The organism is Colwellia echini, from assembly GCF_002843355.2.
Lineage (GTDB): Bacteria > Pseudomonadota > Gammaproteobacteria > Enterobacterales > Alteromonadaceae > Colwellia > Colwellia echini.
The window spans coordinates 81,534-97,386 of record NZ_PJAI02000008.1 but is presented as its reverse complement, the minus strand read 5'-3'; the positions used below and the strand labels follow the sequence as shown (position 1 = coordinate 97,386).

Genomic DNA, 15,853 nt, shown 5'->3' with positions numbered 1-15,853 from the left:
ATCCATCGCGTCTATTTTGTTATCTGAATGAACTTATTTATTTGCTCCTACATTAGATGTATTAGAGTTTACAGCACCGTAAATATCATACTTTATAATTGCGGTGCTTTTACCTTTTAGGGGGGAGCTCTCAGCTAGAGATACTTGTGAACCTGTAAGGATCAACAAGGGGTCTGTTATGATTGGAGTACTGTCAGAATTTGGAACTATTGCTTTTGTTGGGTTTACGAAAGTAGTAAACCAAGAGTTATTGGATACATGCAAATTGTCGTCATGGTTTACGGAGTCAAAGCTGAAAGTGGTTAAAAATGGTCTATCCAAAGTTGAATAACACACGTTATCATTGATATAAACCTGAGCAGTATCACCAGAACCGCGTAAAACCATACAAGACTGTAAGGCAGTGCTTTGATCTTGAGAGTCCCATGTATGGATTGTATTATTGTAAATGTAAACATCGCCCCCTATACCGCCATTATCACCGTCCAAAATCTGTATACCGCTTGCCGTTGAACCACAACTAAATGTGCAATCTATATCAACAGGGAGGCCAACATTAACCAATACATTATTGTAAATTCTTGCATCATTGTCCCAGCCACAAGCAGATTCATAAGAAATTCCGTTACCACCTTGATTTACAATTACATTGTCATGTATTAAAACATCACTTGACCACTGCCCACACTCAGTACCTGCTCCAACATTTTCATCGTAAAAATGTAAGCCGTTTTTAGTGTGGTTATCCTTTAAGTAATTCCAACCCAAATCTGGTGGTGCAAGTGTTGCATCATTTTTTAAGTCACGTATAGTGAAGTATGTTGTATGATGTAATTTGCTCGAATTCGGGCAACCGTACTCGTAAATATGATTTCCAAAGATTTTTGAACCTTCAACGGTATCAACACCGCCGCTTATCGCACCACCTTGACCACTGGCACACATACCAGGTATATCGGTTACAGTATTACCAACAACACGGCCCCAAGCACTAGGTGTAATACCACTCGTACCTCTCTCGCTACAACCCTCAAGTGTCTCATCAACACAATTAGATGCATACACAGAAAGTTTTGAGGTAACAATGCCAGTAGTATTGTACATTCCTACGCCCACCATACCGTATAAATTAGCCCTAGTGTTAGGGTACGAAACATAGGCGAATTGGTTCGCTTCAGTAGCAGAAAATCCTTGGTTTATGTAATAAGCGTATGAGCTAGTGCTGCTAGTACCAGTCGCTGTAGTATCAATGTCATGGATATAAAGTGTGTCACCAGCATTTGCCCCTGAACCGGAATCACCCTTCGAAACGGTAAGCCAAGGCTTAGCAAAAGAACCATCGCCAAAGTCATCATTGCCGGTTGACATAACATGATAAATATTTCCATCACGAATTGTAAACGGGAGAGTTGAAGCTCCAAAATTATTACTCACTCTAATTTGCTTTTCACCATTAGTAATTTGGGGTACTGAAAAAGCAATCTCTTGCATGCCATGTGATTCATACAAATTAGCTGGTCCACTAGGTAATTGACCATCAGCATTTTTCCAGTAATAAACATGAGCAGCTTCAGTACAAATATTATCAAGGTTACATAATTCTACTTTTGAACTACTTTGAGAATCGCCAAGTTTAAATCCCCAAACAGTTACTATTACTCCTGAACCTTTTCCATCGCCCAACCCTGTAGATGGACCTGATATTAAATCAGAAAAAGCTAATTTTGGCGCTCTGTCAGCGACAGATAATTCAAATTCTTGCTCAACGGTTTTATCTCCTTCGGAGATGTAAACAGTTAGGGTGTCAGAGCCAAACTCTCCTGAAGGAACATAACTAATATTATTACCAATAAGAGTGGCTGTACCTAACGTAGGTAAGTCTGAAAGAAATATCACAGGAGGGTGAGTTTCATCAAAGGTAATATTTAATGGAATTACGAATTCTTTATCAAATTGAACATCGAATTTAGTTTTATCAAAACTGACCTCAAAAGTCTCATACTTAACAGTAAATGGTAATGTTGTCATTCCATACTGATTTGTGATACGAATTAATTTTTCGCCACTTGTGGTCTCTGGAAGAGAGAATGTTATTTCTTGAATATTATAAGTAGTTGCTAAGCTTTGAATTGCATTTGGTAAGTTTTCATCTGTATTTTTCCAATGATTTATATTTGTAATATCTGTACATTGTTCAGATAAATCACAAAGCTGGAGCCTAGTATCATTTTGTTTCTCTCCTAGGTTGTAACCCCAAATAGTAATACCATCAACTAGTTCGGTAGGCAGTCCATCTTCTGGGTTGGATAAAACTAAATATGGTGCTCGGTCTGAAACTAAAACATCAAAAACTTGATTAATGGTTTTCCCGTTTTCGGTGATAGAGATTGTAAAAGTGTCTTCACCTAAAGAGCCTTTTGGTATGTATTCAATATAATTATCATAAATAGTAACGTCTCCTATACTTGGCGTTACAAAGATATTTTTAATCGAGTTGCTATTTGTTGTTTTAGCTGCACTAAACGGAATGAAGATACTTTGATCGAATTGCACTTCAAAGCTTGTAATAGACTCTACCGGGAATGATGGTATTTCATCGGTAATATCATCCACATCGGTAATATCATCTACTTCAGATACAACCTCTTCTGACTTAGATACTGTTTCACCATCAGCTGTTATTGTTGTCGTTGTGACTATTGTCGTAGTGGTTGTTTTGGTTGTGCCAGGCTCTTGTTTGGATTCCTCCGAGGGTGCAACCTCTTCTAAACAAGCTGTTAGTAGTGTGGAGGTTATAATGATAGAAAAAAATTTAATTAAGTTTTTCATGATGTTCCCTTAAGGATAAATATCCAATTAAAGCCCTTAACAACTAGGAGAAATAAAATTAATTCAGCCGCTGTTTTTTGTATAACAAGTTTAGTCTATATTTTAGGTTATTTCCAAAAGAGAACATTCATTTTGGTGATATAAATTAACTTTGTATTTTTCACTTTATTACTCTAATAGCGAATAGGTAATAGGAAATGATCTAAGCTATTTTTTTATAAGAAAAATTTATTTTACTACGTTATTTGAATTAAGCTTTGGTTTCTTTGTTTAATTATTTTTGCTGGGTTCCCCGCCACAATGGCATAATCAGGTACATCGTTTATAACAACAGCACCTGCGGCAACTATTGCTTTATTACCTACATTTGCCATTATCACGGCAGTATTTCCAATCCAGCAGTCTTCACCAATGACTATCTTTTGATATTGACCACCTTGTTGTTGAATTGGGGTGTCTAAATCATCAAAATTATGCTGATTTTTACCACTTAGAATATGCACGCCGCTGGCGATTAATGTGTTCTTTCCAATAACCGACTTACCTATATTACATTGTGGGCCAATATAAACATCGTCATGAATTTCAGTGTCAGGGTCTGAAAAAAGGGTGCCAAAGTAAATCACGCCATTATTACTACAATGCTTCATAATTAATGAATAGAGTGAATTACGAAAATAACTTCCTAATCGCCCAGGTATAAGGCTGAAAAGTTGTGATAACCCAGTAAACAATGGTTTTTTTTGGCTAGTAGGGCTAATAAAAAATAATAAGGCAAACGGTAAAGCGCAGAGAATAAATACGCTTCTAAAAATAAATTTAATAACTCGTTTTATATTTAACACTAAATTAGTTGTCTCTTCTTGAATTAAAGTAATAAGTCGGTAAATATTTTAAATAACACGGCATTAATAGCAATTAACCCCAATACAAGGTTTGTAGTTAATTTAGAGGCGCTTTCAACGTCTGTTCTTGGTGAACTCCAGGTTACTTGAATATTACCTGCTAAAGCGGTAATAACGCCCATCAGTGAATAATAATTTACCATCAAAAAGTAATAAGGAATAAAAAATATTTTAGATATTGAGGTTTGCTCGGCTTTAAGAAATCCAATTTGAGCCAACCATAAAAATAAAATGCCTAGCACAGAGGTAGTTTTAAATAATTCGAATTGTTGATAACCCAAATAAATAGAACCTACCGCAAATAACACAATAAATACAGGCATTAACCAACGGAGCAATTTATGTGAAATTACTTCAAAACTAAAAAAGCCAAATTTAAATGGGTTTAATACCGCTTTTACTTTCATTAAACCACGGAAACTACGGTTTACTATACGCTGTTTTCTTTTAGCTTCTTTAGAAAAATCTCCCGCGGTTTCTTCTAAACAGATTGCTTGGGGTTCAAAAACACCGCGATAGCCTTGTTCTATAATTTGTAAGGGGTTTACAAAGTCATTAATGTCTTTGGCATCCAATGTAATAAATAAATTTTTTCGAATAGCATAAATAGCACCATCACCGCCAACAACAGAATGCAAATTACTTTCCATTGTTTTTAAGGCTAACTCGTATTTCCAATAAATATCTTCGCTTGCAGCAGCTGAGCTTGTTTTACCATCTGTGTATAAAGCGGCACCCACAACGTAACCAACCCTTTCATCGACAAAATTACGTACTAATTTTTTTATGGCATCAGGTTCATACATTGCATTGGCGTCTGAAAAAACAACAATTTCGGAAGTAACAGTTTCCATAGCCAGATTAATGGCGGAGGTTTTACCTAATCTACCTTCTTGACGTATTAATTTTATGCCATCAGACTCATGATTTTTAGCTATATCATCAGTGCCATCGTCAGAGCCATCAGAGATAATAATTATTGTTAATTTTTCTTTCGGATAATCAATAGCTAAGCTGTTTTGAATTTTTTCTTCTAAAACATCTACTTCGTTATAACAAGAAATAAGTAATGATACTTCAGGTATAAAATCCTCATCAATTAGTACCTTTCGTTTAGGTGTTATTAAAGTTAATATTTTCAACACTACTGGGTAACCAATATATACATGTACAATAAGTAGTAATGAGATGAGTGTTGTTATTAGAATAAAAGTTGTCATGGTTACCTAAATTTACTTGAGTATCTGAATGTTAACCGATCCACTAATGATAAGGTTCTACCTATTATATATGCATAGTGAATGAGTGATGTTTTCATTAGTGACTGCATTGGTGAGCCGTTAAATTTATAACGGGTTAACGCTAGTGTAAGTATGAACATTGAAAGTGCATAAAAGCTAACACCTGCAATTATTCCATGCAGATACACTATCGCTAAACTCAACATAAACAGCATAACGTGGAAGCAAATAATCAGTGCGATTTTTGAGTTAAACAATGATGTAAAGCTTTTGAAGTCTTCTCTACCATGCCACCGCTCTCTTTTTATAAATTGCGCGTAAGTTGTAGGGTAGCCATCATGAAATACTTTTAAACTGGCATTTGGGCTGATTAAGGCTTCAGCTTGTGTTGCTCGAATGCAGAAGTCATGATCTTCTGCGGTTCTTAATTCTTCATTAAAACCTGATATTTTATCAAATAATACTTTTGAGGTGATCAAGTGTCCAGAATTGATATAAGTCGAAGAGTTACTTTCAACGAGTAAATTGAACCAGTGAGTATTTAACGTATTATTGTTTTCTGGGGGCGAGCATCGAGAGCCTGTGATTAACAACGGGTTTTTATCAATATTTTCTATTGTGTTATTTATATTGTCTTGCCACTGTTGGGTAAGCTTCACGTCTGCATCAATAAACACTAATATTCTACCGGTAGAGACTTGCACACCAAAATTTCTGACCGCGGCAATAGTGCCTTGTGCACAACTAATTACCGTGTCACCAAAATGTTGTGCTAATTCAATAGTATTATCTGTTGAACCATTATCAACAATAATAATCTCGTAGCCGACCTTTGGAGCAAATTTATGCAGCTGTGTAAGTGTATCAACTATCATATTTGCTTCATTAAAAGCGGGAATTATGAATGATACGACTATTTTCTCTTCCATTAGATAACTATCTTTATTGGTAGTAGGTTATTAGTTTGCACTAATTGTTCGTTAAGCATATTATTTTGCACTAAGGATAAGCAGATGTAAAAATATAAATTTTTTAATTATCCTACGTATTATAACTTGTTTAATACGTTAACTCTTGGTTTAAATGTAGACGTAACTTTCAGCAATTTTTGCTGAATTATGGCGAATATAAACAGATTATATAATTTGAAGTAATGCATATTAAAATAACAATAGAACGATTTAATCCTGCTGATAAAAATCATCTAGCTAATAAATGGCAGTGTTTAGAGCTAGTAGCTAATTCTAATGTGTTTTTATCATGGGCTTGGATAGGCAATTGGCTTGATGTTGTTACCGATAAATTATTTGTTATTGAAGCTATTAAGGATGACAAAGTTGTAGGTTTAGGTTTTTTTGTTGAAACAACACGTAAAGTGTTTGGCTGTTTTCCAATAAAACAATGGTGGTTGCATCGAACGGGCATTCAGCAACAAGATCAAATGTGGATTGAGTACAATGATTTCTTGTTAGATGAATCTTGTGCTGAACCTGTTAGAGAAAAAATGATAAACGCTATTAGTAACTTTGACGCATTAGTTAAAGAAGTTATTATCGGCTTGTCGACCTCTAATAATATTGGATACTTTGCCCAGTCTTTTGAAAAGCTAAACTTTTTAGCTACAAGTGTTGTTAAAACGTGTGGTTACTTTACTTCGCTATCATCAGCTAAATATGAGTATTTTAATCAAACACTTTCTAAAAACACACGTAATCAAATCACCCGCAGTAAAAAATTACTGCAAAGTCAAGGTGAGTTAAGCTTTGAAGTTATTTCAGATCCTAAAAAAGTTATCGCGTTATATCCCAAAATAGCCAGTATTCATATTGACCGCTGGCAGGCTACTAATGAGGGTAGCGGTTTTTCCAATCCTATATTTGAACATTTTCATAAGTCACTCGCCATTAATAATTCAGACAAGCATAATAAAATGGTGCAAATAGCTGTACTCAGTTTGAATGGAGATGAACTAGGGTATTTAATCAATTTTGTTTATAACAACAAAGTGTATTTTTACTTATCTGCTTTACAAGAAAGCCAAGATAATAAAATTAAAATAGGCATGACGTTGCACAATGAAGTGATCCAATATTATGCAGAACAAGGACTGAAATCGTATGATTTTCTTGGTGGAGAAGCGCGTTATAAACAATCATTATCGAATAACAAGTATCAATTAGAGATGATCTGTTTTTATCGAAATACTTTTTTATTAAAGCTCGAATGTTTATTGAAGCACTTTAAAATGAAGTTTTTGGCAATATTTACAACTCGTACTCACCTATAGGGTGGATTATTTCTATTCCAACCTATAGTTGTGATAACTGAATTTAAATACTTGGAGTAATAAGACTAACCAACTTGCACATTATTATCGCCAACTGAAAAGGCGATTAAACGGCTAAGTTGAGTTAATGTGTAGCCACTTTGTTGTTGTAAATCGTTAAAGTAGTTTTGTATTGCTGTTAAGCTTTTTTTACTTTGTAAACCGCCATCAATGACTTTCTGCGCTCTTAAGTGCGCTTCTACATCACTACTCAGTATAAAAGTATCTTTACCTAATAGTCTTAACGCGTATGGGCCTGTATTGCCGCCTAAGCGTTGTCCGTGTTTCTTTAAGTATGCCCACAAACCAATAATGTCTTCACTTGGCCAGTTATGAATAAACTGCGCGAAGCTGCTGCCATTAGTTTGTTGCTCAAATATCATTTGGGCATTAGCTTTAATGGTTTTTACTTTATTGAAATTGCGAATAATCTTTGGATCTGCTGCTTTTCTTTCCAACATTTCTTCGGGCATCATTAATATTTTTTCAATGTTGAAATTAAAAAAAGTATCTTCAAAATCGGGCCACTTGTTTTCGACAACGCGCCATACAAAACCTGATTTAAATATTTGTTTGGTAAAGGCTGCTAATACCCGGTCATCAGTATAAAGGTGGGTATTATGTTCAAACTCTCTATCATCAAACTCACCAGCACCAAGTAATAACTCGAGAGCTTTTACGCCGCCTTTGCGTTGCGCGGCGCGTGAAAATAGGGTTTTAAACGTTTCAGGTTTATTGGAATTCATACGTGTATGAAACACCTAGTTTATTAATTTTTCCATAGTCATCGTCAGAGATATAACCATAGAAATTAAAAGAGTTATTTTCGTTGAGTTTATAGCTAACACCGCCACCACCCCATACGTTACTATAATCGTTAGAGCCCATTCCACCGCCACCAAAAGCTAATACAGTCCACTCTTTTGTGATTGGGCGTAATAAGAATGCACCGATATAGCCACCGTTACTGGTGTTTTGTGTCATGATACCATCACTTGCTATAGAGCTGTCGTTTGCTACTTCACTATCAGTTGGGGTGAGTGTTTCACCATCGGTATGGCTATAACCAGCCATAGGGAAAACCATCCATTTACCAGTATCAACGCCAAGTACGTTTAACGGTAAATAAGTACCAATGGAGTATGTGTTTTTAGACCCGCCTTCATCATATTCAGCACGGTTAAATGATACATTGACGATACCAAAATCAAATAACCATGATCCACCAAAACGCCATTCGCTAAAGTCAGAATTTGTTTTTGCGTTTAATTTGCTGACTGGACCAAAAGCCAAAGAGCCTGAAATAGTTAAGTCATCACTGTATCCAAGTCCAACACGGGTAATAACTTTAGTTGGATCATTATTGTTTTTTTCGTCTTCAGCCTTTATTTTTTGTTGTTCAGTTTCTGCCGTGGCAAAAGAACTTAATAATGCCAATGATAGAGGTATTAAATAACGCATAATTTTCCTTAATTGAGTCGCCTTTAAATGAAACATAATGATTACCTTATCTAAATTGAAGTACGTAATCATTATGTCATTGATTTAAAATAAAGTAGACAATTAAAAAAAGATGATGAAATTATTTTTTAAGTTCAGCTAGTTTTAAGCATTAATACCACTATGACGTAATAATGCGTCAATTTCAGGCGCTCGGCCTCTAAAGCGTTCAAATAACACGCTTGGCTCTTCACTGCCGCCTTTTTCTAAAATATTGGTTAAGAAAGATTGGCCTGTTTCTTCATTGAAAATACCTTGCTCTTCAAATAAACCAAACGCATCGGCAGATAATACTTCAGCCCATTTATAGCTGTAATAACCTGCTGAATAACCGCCTCCAAATATATGGCTAAAACCGTGTTGAAAACGGTTAAATTCTGGCGTTTTAATTACCGCATATTGTTCACGCACTTTATCTATAGTTTGTTGAATATGTTGTTCATTGTTTGATGCTTTAGGATCGTAACTTTCATGCATGGTGAAATCGAAAATACTGAACTCTAACTGACGTAGCATTTGCATAGCAGATTGAAAGTTTTTAGCTGCTAGCATTTTGTCTAACATTTCTTGCGGTAATGGTTCATCTGTTTCGAAATGGCCTGAAATAAATGCTAACGCTTCAGGTTGCCAGCACCAGTTTTCTAAAAATTGGCTTGGTAATTCTACAGCATCCCAAGGTACGCCATTAATACAAGCAACACTGCCTGCGTTAATTTGGCTTAACATGTGATGAATACCGTGACCAAACTCATGGAATAAAGTCACCACTTCATCATGAGTAAATAATGCTGGTTGAGAGCCAACAGGCCCATTGAAGTTACAAGTTAAGTAAGCCACAGGAAATTGAATTGAACCATCGGCTTTTTGAGTTCTGCCAACACAAACATCCATCCAAGCGCCACCACGTTTTTTCTCACGAGCATATAAGTCGAAATAGAAACTACCGCGTTTTTCACCAGCTTTATCAAAAATATCGTAAAAATTAACGTCTTTATGCCAAACGTCAACATTTTCACGTTGTTTGATAGTTAAACCAAACAGTTTATTTACTACGGTGAATAAGCCCGACACTACTTTGTCTTTTGGAAAATAAGGGCGTAATTGTTCGTCTGAAATAGCGTAACGACTTTGTTTTAATTTCTCGCTGTAATAGGCTAAGTCCCATGCTTGTAAATCATTTTTACCAAATTCTTTGACAGCAAAATCATTTAATTCTTTAAAATCTTGTTTACCTTGATCTTGTGATTTAATGGCTAAGTTTTCTAAAAAGGCCATAACTTCGCTGGTATCGTTAGCCATTTTGGTGGCAAGTGAATGTTGAGCGTAGTTGTCAAAATCAAGTAAGTTTGCCAATTCGTGACGCAAACTTAACAGTTCATCCATTATCGCACTGTTATCAAACTCATTAGCATTCGGGCCTTGATCTGATGCGCGAGTAACAAACGCGTGATGCATTTTTTGACGTAATTCAGCATTGTCGCAATACATCATTACTGGTAAGTAACTTGGCATATCAAGGGTGAAGGTATAACCTTGTTTTTCTTTTGAATCAGCTAATTCTTTTGCCGCGGCCAGTGTGCTTTCTGGCAAGCCCGTTAACTCTGCTTTATCGGCAATAGTTACACTAAAAGCATGTGTTGCATCTAACACGTTATTACTAAAGTTTGAACTAAGCTCTGATAACCGCGACACAATTTCGCCGTAACGTTTTTTGTCATCATCGTTTAAGGCAATGCCAGATAATTTAAAATCACGTAGCGCATTGGTAATCACTTTTTGTTGTGCGGTATCAAGGGTTGCAAAGTGGCTGCTATTTTTAAGGCTTGAATACGCTTGATATAACTCCTCATTTTGGCCAACAAAAGTGCCGTATTCAGATAGCAGCGGCAAGCAAGACTCATAAGCTTCACGCAATTCATTACTGCTCTGTACAGAGTTTAAATGTGAAACTGGTGACCAAAGTTTAGATAACACATCATCAACTTCATCAATAGGAAGTACCAAATTATCCCAGGTAAACTCTGTATTGTTTACCAGTACTTGTTCAATGACTTTTTTGCAATTTGTAATAGCTTGCTCAACCGCAGGCTTTACGTGTTCAGGTTTGATTTTTGAAAAGGCAGGTAATTCGCTTGGTACTAATAATGGGTTAGTCATAAGGTCACTTTTTTAGCTTGTTAGATTACTGTAGATGTAATGTTTACTCACACCAATTTCAAGGTGTTAGCTTATATTAATGTTAATACCAATTGCACTAATTAAGTGTTCATTTTCAAATAGTCTAAATATCCAATAACATCGTTGTTTTCAATTCCGATAGTATGAAATATTTTGCAATGGAAATAGGTCTTTACATATTGAAACTTGAAATACGCGCTCATTGCGCATATATATTGAATACAAATTGACAAATACTTTGAGTGAATCCATGACACAACATTTTGATTACATTTCTATTGGCGGTGGTAGTGGCGGAATAGCATCAGCAAATCGCGCAGCAAAATTAGGTAAAAAAGCCGCAGTTATTGAAGCCAAGTACATTGGTGGCACTTGTGTCAACGTAGGTTGTGTTCCTAAAAAAGCCATGTGGTACGCTGGACAAATAGCAGACGCATTAAAATACGCTAATGATTACGGCTTTAATAATTATCTTTCTCAAGACGCTTCAAAGCCTAAATTTGATTGGGCTAAATTAGTTGCTAATCGCGAAGCATACATTGAGCGCATTCATGCTGCATATCAACGTGGCTTTGATGCAAATGATGTAACTGTTATTAATGGCTTCGCTAAGTTTGTTGATAAAAACACTGTTGAAGTAAATGGTGAATTAATTACAGCTGATCATATTACTATTGCCACTGGCGGTCGACCTGCCGCGCCTAAAATTGAAGGTGCAGAACATGGTATTGATTCTGATGGATTCTTCGCGTTAACAGAGCAGCCTAAAAGTGTTGCTGTGGTTGGTGCAGGTTATATAGCAGTAGAGCTAGCTGGCGTATTTTATGGTTTAGGCAGCGAAACCCACTTATTAGTGCGTAAAGAAAAGCCATTACGCGGCTTTGATGACATGTTAAGCGATACTCTTGTTGAGCAAATGGCAAAACATGGTCCAACGCTTCACACTAACAGTACGCCAGAGCGTGTTGAAAAACTAAGTGATGGTACTTTGGTTGTGCATTTAACTAATGGTGAAAGTATTGGTCCTGTTGAAAGCCTAGTGTGGGCAATTGGTCGTGAGCCAGCAACAGACAATATTAATTTAGAAGCTGCAGGCGTTAAAGTAAATGATCGCGGTTTTATTGAAACAGATAAATATCAAAATACTAACGTAGAAGGTATTTATGCGGTTGGTGACAACACAGGGCGAGCTCAATTAACCCCAGTTGCGGTTGCTGCTGGTCGTCGTTTGTGTGAACGTTTATTTAATAATAAACCTGATGAGCATTTGGATTATTCTGGTATTGCCACGGTAGTGTTTAGTCACCCGGTTATTGGCACTGTTGGCTTAACTGAAAAAGAAGCCATTGAAGAATACGGCGAAGACAATGTTACCGTCTACAACTCACAGTTTACCGCGCTTTATCAAGCTATTACTGAAGATTATCGTGATCCCACACGTATGAAGTTAATTTGTTCAGGCAGCGAACAAAAAGTTGTAGGCTTACACAGTATCGGTTTTGGTAGTGATGAGTTATTACAAGGCTTTGCGGTAGCGATGAAAATGGGCGCAACTAAGGCTGATTTTGATAATACTATTGCTATTCACCCAACATCTGCTGAAGAGTTTGTCACTATGTAATCGGTGCCTGTAAATCGAATGATTGGCTAGTTAAGCTGAAGTATCAACACCTAAAAATATCAAACAAATAGCTATCAATGTAAGTTGGTGGCTATTTTTTTTCATAAAACGTTTCTAAATTAATAAATGGGATCCCTCAGGGACAGAGAAAATTTAATTCTGATCTCATTTTCTCCTCTGCATTAAGACTCTGGCTATTTACCTGGTTTTGGTCAGCTTCTTGTTTCGGTTGTACCCTTCAACCAGCGAACTTATCAATTTCACTTTTAAATTCTCATGAAATATTAATTTACAGTTGCCATTGTTAATTGTGATATGATACAACATATCATTAGTGGTTGTGGTCGTAGTATTTAGCCGATATTTCAGCATTACCTACAATTAAGAGCAATTAAAGCGTAACAGGAAATTAGATGATAGCAGTTACTGAAAATAGAGCGATATTCGAAGATATTGGTGTTATCTCACCACAAGTTAAAGCAAGTAAGCATGTTGAGGTGTTAACCGATATCTATCGAGAAGATACTAATATAGCTGTTTGGCAACGTGATATAACGACTGAGTTAACGCTAGCGGTTGATGAGTTTTTGCATACCAATCAAACCAAAACAACCACGTTTATGGCGACACCAGAAAATACTTACGATCTTTTGTGTGAAAAGTTTGGTGATAGCACAGCGGTAAAAACCTTAAGTAAAGATGTTGCTGTGTTAGTTGATATGTTTTGTTGCTTATTTGAGCTTAAAGAGGCCGGCTTAAGATTAACTATACTTGAGCACGCTATGTGTCCGCGTTTTCATTTTGATCGTATTCCTTGTCGATTAATCACAACATATCGAGGCGTTGGCACACAATGGTTACCGCATGATGTTGTTGATCGCAGTAAGTTAGGTGCAGGGAATCAAGGTAAGTCGGATGAAGAATCAGGGCTTTTTAATAATCTTGATGACATTAAACAACTTAGCCAGGGTGATGTTGCACTACTTAAAGGTGAGGGATGGAATGAGCATGAAGGCGCAGGTTTAGTGCACCGCTCGCCAGCTATAGCAGCTGGTGAGCGTCGATTAATTGTAACGCTTGATTTTGTTGGTGATTAACCTAGCAATAAACCTAATGCCAACGAGGCATTACATAATTTGATCACGATACAAATAAACCAAGCCTAGTCTCGTAAATAAGCAACGCATTTAGATAAATTAAGAGATAAATATGAAATCAACACAAGTAGTTACTGATAAAATCGCCATAGGCATATCAATGTTATGCGCAATACACTGCTTACTACTACCACTTATATTGGTGTTATTACCGAGTTTAGGTGCTTTACAATTGCAAAACGAAGCTTTTCATTTGTGGATGTTAATAGCGGTTATTCCTATCAGTACCTATGCCTTAACATTAGGCTGTAAAAAGCATAAAAATTATTACCTACTTGCATGGGGCGTTTTAGGTTTGGTTTTGATGATATTAGCGGTATTGTTTGGTCATGAAATTGCTGGTGAGTCAGGAGAAAAACTATTAACACTATTTGGTGCTATGTTTGTTTCTATCGCGCATTGGCAGAATTTTAAACGCTGTCAACAAGACGTTAAGTGTAAGCATTAACTGCAAACCTTAGCGGTAAATAGCTAATAAGATTGCAGTATTACTTTAAGTGATTAACGAGCTCTAAATTAATAAGAGTCGTCATCATAACCAGCTGCTTCTGTGTAAGGTTCAAAAGCATGAACGTCTAAGGTATAAGCTGCAGTAGCCATTTCATTTTCAATCAGCGATGTTTTTAATATTCCCGAAAACCAATAAGGATCACTTATCGAATTCAGTTTTATGCCTTTTGGGTAATTAACAAAAATTGTTTGATTCGGTGGTGGTGGCGGTAAGTGAATACAAGCGCCAAAATATGGCACCATAAAAAACTGAGTTACTTTCTGCTCTTCATCAAACTCAAGTGGCACAATAAACGCAGGAAGTCGAATAGGTACATTATTCAGTGCAGTGATAACCCGGGTAGATGATAATGCTTGCTGATAACTCTCATCGCTAGCTTCAGTACTTGTTTCATTATTATTTTTTGCGTCATTGGTATTATTAAATTTGTCAGCTAGTTCGTCTTCAGTAGAGCCATCGGCTATTTCATCGAGGTAACTTGGCGGGTTTAATAGCGCCTCTAAGTCATCCTTGGGCATTAAATCAACCCAATCAGCAGATATAAAGTCTGTAGGGACTAATGCCGGTTGTATATTTTCTGCCGATGTATCATTTGAAGAGACTGTTGCTGATGGTGTTTTTTCGCCAGATACTTTGGTGCTAGGTGTTACGTCGACAGATTTCGTTGCCATGCTTGGCTCTTTAGCGGTAACGTCTTCTGTTGGTTGTTCACAACCAGAAATCATTAAGGTGAATAAGCAGGTCACTAAGGTTGTGGTTAACAGTTTCAGCATATTAATAGTATCGAGTTAAAGGGATAGAAAACGGGGTTTAATTAACAGATGATACACAGTATCATCTGTTAATTAAACTGTTTATGACAATCAGAGTAATGAATTAATTATGGTAATTTCTCTTAATAACGTCTGTTTTAGTTATGCTAAGCAATCATCTAGTCCGGTGGTAAATATTCCCTCTTGGTCGTTAGCTGAGGGAGAAAAATGTTTTATACATGGCGCTTCTGGTGGCGGTAAATCGACCTTATTAGGTTTGTTAAGTGGCATGTTAACAAGTAATACAGGTGAAATTACGGTATTGGGCGAACGTTTAGACAAGATGAGTAATCGTCAACGTGATAAGTTTCGCGCTGATAATATTGGTTATGTATTTCAATCGTTTAACTTAATTCCTTTCCTTGATGCTATCGATAATATTAAACTAGCTAATTATTTTTCTAAATCGTTACCTAAGCCAATATTGCAGCAAGCCATAGAGAATTTATTAACAAAGTTAAATATGGCTGAAAAAAATTGCAGCAAACCAGTACGTGATTTAAGTATTGGTCAGCAGCAGCGCATAGCTATTGCCCGTGCATTAATTAATAAACCTAAATTATTGATTGTGGATGAGCCTACTTCCTCACTTGATCAAGAAAACCGTGATGCATTTATGACATTGTTAATGTCGATGGTTGAGGCGCACAGTATTAGTTTATTGTTTGTTAGCCATGATATGTCATTAGCTCCTTATTTTGATCGCGTTGAAGCGTTAAGTTCTATTAACATTGCCGCAATTGATGCATTAAAAGACAGCCAAGGAAAATAGC

13 protein-coding genes are annotated in these 15,853 nt (G+C 36.3%); 5 read left to right on the top strand and 8 right to left on the bottom strand.

The window, feature by feature from the left end; all coding sequences use genetic code 11:
- Positions 1-33 precede the first annotated feature (33 nt).
- The 4 genes from CWS31_RS08910 to CWS31_RS08895 all read right to left on the bottom strand — a co-directional run bounded on the left by CWS31_RS08910 (position 34) and on the right by CWS31_RS08895 (position 5,904).
- A complete protein-coding gene (locus CWS31_RS08910) occupies positions 34-2,829 on the bottom strand; it encodes a hypothetical protein (RefSeq protein ID WP_101344868.1) in 2,796 nt (931 codons plus the stop codon).
- Positions 2,830-3,065: 236 nt separating this feature from the next.
- A complete protein-coding gene (locus CWS31_RS08905; RefSeq protein ID WP_342780233.1) occupies positions 3,066-3,674 on the bottom strand; it encodes an acyltransferase in 609 nt (202 codons plus the stop codon).
- Positions 3,675-3,697: 23 nt separating this feature from the next.
- Positions 3,698-4,954 carry a glycosyltransferase family 2 protein gene (locus CWS31_RS08900; RefSeq protein ID WP_101344867.1) on the bottom strand — a complete coding sequence of 419 codons (1,257 nt, stop codon included), beginning with the start codon at positions 4,952-4,954 and terminating at the stop codon, positions 3,698-3,700.
- A gap of 2 nt (positions 4,955-4,956) precedes the next feature.
- Complete coding sequence (locus CWS31_RS08895) at positions 4,957-5,904, bottom strand: glycosyltransferase family 2 protein (RefSeq protein ID WP_101344866.1); 948 nt, start codon at positions 5,902-5,904, stop codon at positions 4,957-4,959.
- A gap of 224 nt (positions 5,905-6,128) precedes the next feature.
- Between CWS31_RS08895 and CWS31_RS08890 the strand changes: the two genes are divergently transcribed.
- Entirely contained in the window at positions 6,129-7,262 is a 1,134-nt protein-coding gene (locus CWS31_RS08890; protein WP_101344865.1) for a GNAT family N-acetyltransferase, read from the top strand.
- 65 nt (positions 7,263-7,327) lie between these two features.
- On the opposite strand, the gene CWS31_RS08885 is transcribed toward CWS31_RS08890, so the two are convergent.
- The 3 genes from CWS31_RS08885 to prlC all read right to left on the bottom strand — a co-directional run bounded on the left by CWS31_RS08885 (position 7,328) and on the right by prlC (position 10,958).
- Positions 7,328-8,047, bottom strand: a complete 720-nt coding sequence (locus tag CWS31_RS08885) for a DNA-3-methyladenine glycosylase I (protein WP_101344864.1) — start codon at positions 8,045-8,047, stop codon at positions 7,328-7,330.
- Positions 8,034-8,762 carry a hypothetical protein gene (locus CWS31_RS08880; RefSeq protein WP_211355813.1) on the bottom strand — a complete coding sequence of 243 codons (729 nt, stop codon included), beginning with the start codon at positions 8,760-8,762 and terminating at the stop codon, positions 8,034-8,036. Before CWS31_RS08880 ends, CWS31_RS08885 begins: the two co-directional genes overlap by 14 nt.
- A gap of 144 nt (positions 8,763-8,906) precedes the next feature.
- On the bottom strand, positions 8,907-10,958 hold the full coding sequence (gene prlC, locus CWS31_RS08875) for an oligopeptidase A (RefSeq protein ID WP_101344863.1): 2,052 nt from the start codon (positions 10,956-10,958) through the stop codon (positions 8,907-8,909).
- A gap of 271 nt (positions 10,959-11,229) precedes the next feature.
- On the opposite strand from prlC, the gene gorA reads away from it, so the two are divergent.
- The 3 genes from gorA to CWS31_RS08860 all read left to right on the top strand — a co-directional run bounded on the left by gorA (position 11,230) and on the right by CWS31_RS08860 (position 14,205).
- Entirely contained in the window at positions 11,230-12,600 is a 1,371-nt protein-coding gene (gorA, locus tag CWS31_RS08870) for a glutathione-disulfide reductase (RefSeq protein ID WP_101344862.1), read from the top strand.
- Between the two features lie 413 nt (positions 12,601-13,013).
- Positions 13,014-13,697 (top strand): DUF1826 domain-containing protein, encoded by a 684-nt coding sequence (locus CWS31_RS08865; RefSeq protein ID WP_101344861.1) that lies wholly within the window; start codon positions 13,014-13,016, stop codon positions 13,695-13,697.
- Between the two features lie 112 nt (positions 13,698-13,809).
- Positions 13,810-14,205, top strand: a complete 396-nt coding sequence (locus CWS31_RS08860; protein ID WP_101344860.1) for a MerC domain-containing protein — start codon at positions 13,810-13,812, stop codon at positions 14,203-14,205.
- A gap of 68 nt (positions 14,206-14,273) precedes the next feature.
- Here CWS31_RS08860 and CWS31_RS08855 read toward each other — a convergent pair whose 3' ends face one another.
- Positions 14,274-15,041, bottom strand: a complete 768-nt coding sequence (locus CWS31_RS08855) for a DUF3299 domain-containing protein (RefSeq protein ID WP_246143448.1) — start codon at positions 15,039-15,041, stop codon at positions 14,274-14,276.
- Between the two features lie 109 nt (positions 15,042-15,150).
- On the opposite strand from CWS31_RS08855, the gene CWS31_RS08850 reads away from it, so the two are divergent.
- On the top strand, positions 15,151-15,852 hold the full coding sequence (locus CWS31_RS08850) for an ABC transporter ATP-binding protein (protein WP_101344859.1): 702 nt from the start codon (positions 15,151-15,153) through the stop codon (positions 15,850-15,852).
- The last annotated feature ends 1 nt before the right edge of the window (position 15,853 follow it).

What these genes read in the sequence shown, in the direction of transcription:
- CWS31_RS08910 (WP_101344868.1), bottom strand. Translation starts at nt 2,829, where the DNA reads ATGAAAAACTTAATTAAATTTTTTTCTATCATTATAACCTCCACACTA.
- CWS31_RS08900 (WP_101344867.1), bottom strand. Translation starts at nt 4,954, where the DNA reads ATGACAACTTTTATTCTAATAACAACACTCATCTCATTACTACTTATT.
- CWS31_RS08895 (WP_101344866.1), bottom strand. Translation starts at nt 5,904, where the DNA reads ATGGAAGAGAAAATAGTCGTATCATTCATAATTCCCGCTTTTAATGAA.
- CWS31_RS08890 (WP_101344865.1), top strand. Translation starts at nt 6,129, where the DNA reads ATGCATATTAAAATAACAATAGAACGATTTAATCCTGCTGATAAAAAT.
- CWS31_RS08885 (WP_101344864.1), bottom strand. Translation starts at nt 8,047, where the DNA reads ATGAATTCCAATAAACCTGAAACGTTTAAAACCCTATTTTCACGCGCC.
- CWS31_RS08880 (WP_211355813.1), bottom strand. Translation starts at nt 8,762, where the DNA reads ATGCGTTATTTAATACCTCTATCATTGGCATTATTAAGTTCTTTTGCC.
- prlC (WP_101344863.1), bottom strand. Translation starts at nt 10,958, where the DNA reads ATGACTAACCCATTATTAGTACCAAGCGAATTACCTGCCTTTTCAAAA.
- gorA (WP_101344862.1), top strand. Translation starts at nt 11,230, where the DNA reads ATGACACAACATTTTGATTACATTTCTATTGGCGGTGGTAGTGGCGGA.
- CWS31_RS08865 (WP_101344861.1), top strand. Translation starts at nt 13,014, where the DNA reads ATGATAGCAGTTACTGAAAATAGAGCGATATTCGAAGATATTGGTGTT.
- CWS31_RS08860 (WP_101344860.1), top strand. Translation starts at nt 13,810, where the DNA reads ATGAAATCAACACAAGTAGTTACTGATAAAATCGCCATAGGCATATCA.
- CWS31_RS08855 (WP_246143448.1), bottom strand. Translation starts at nt 15,041, where the DNA reads ATGCTGAAACTGTTAACCACAACCTTAGTGACCTGCTTATTCACCTTA.
- CWS31_RS08850 (WP_101344859.1), top strand. Translation starts at nt 15,151, where the DNA reads ATGGTAATTTCTCTTAATAACGTCTGTTTTAGTTATGCTAAGCAATCA.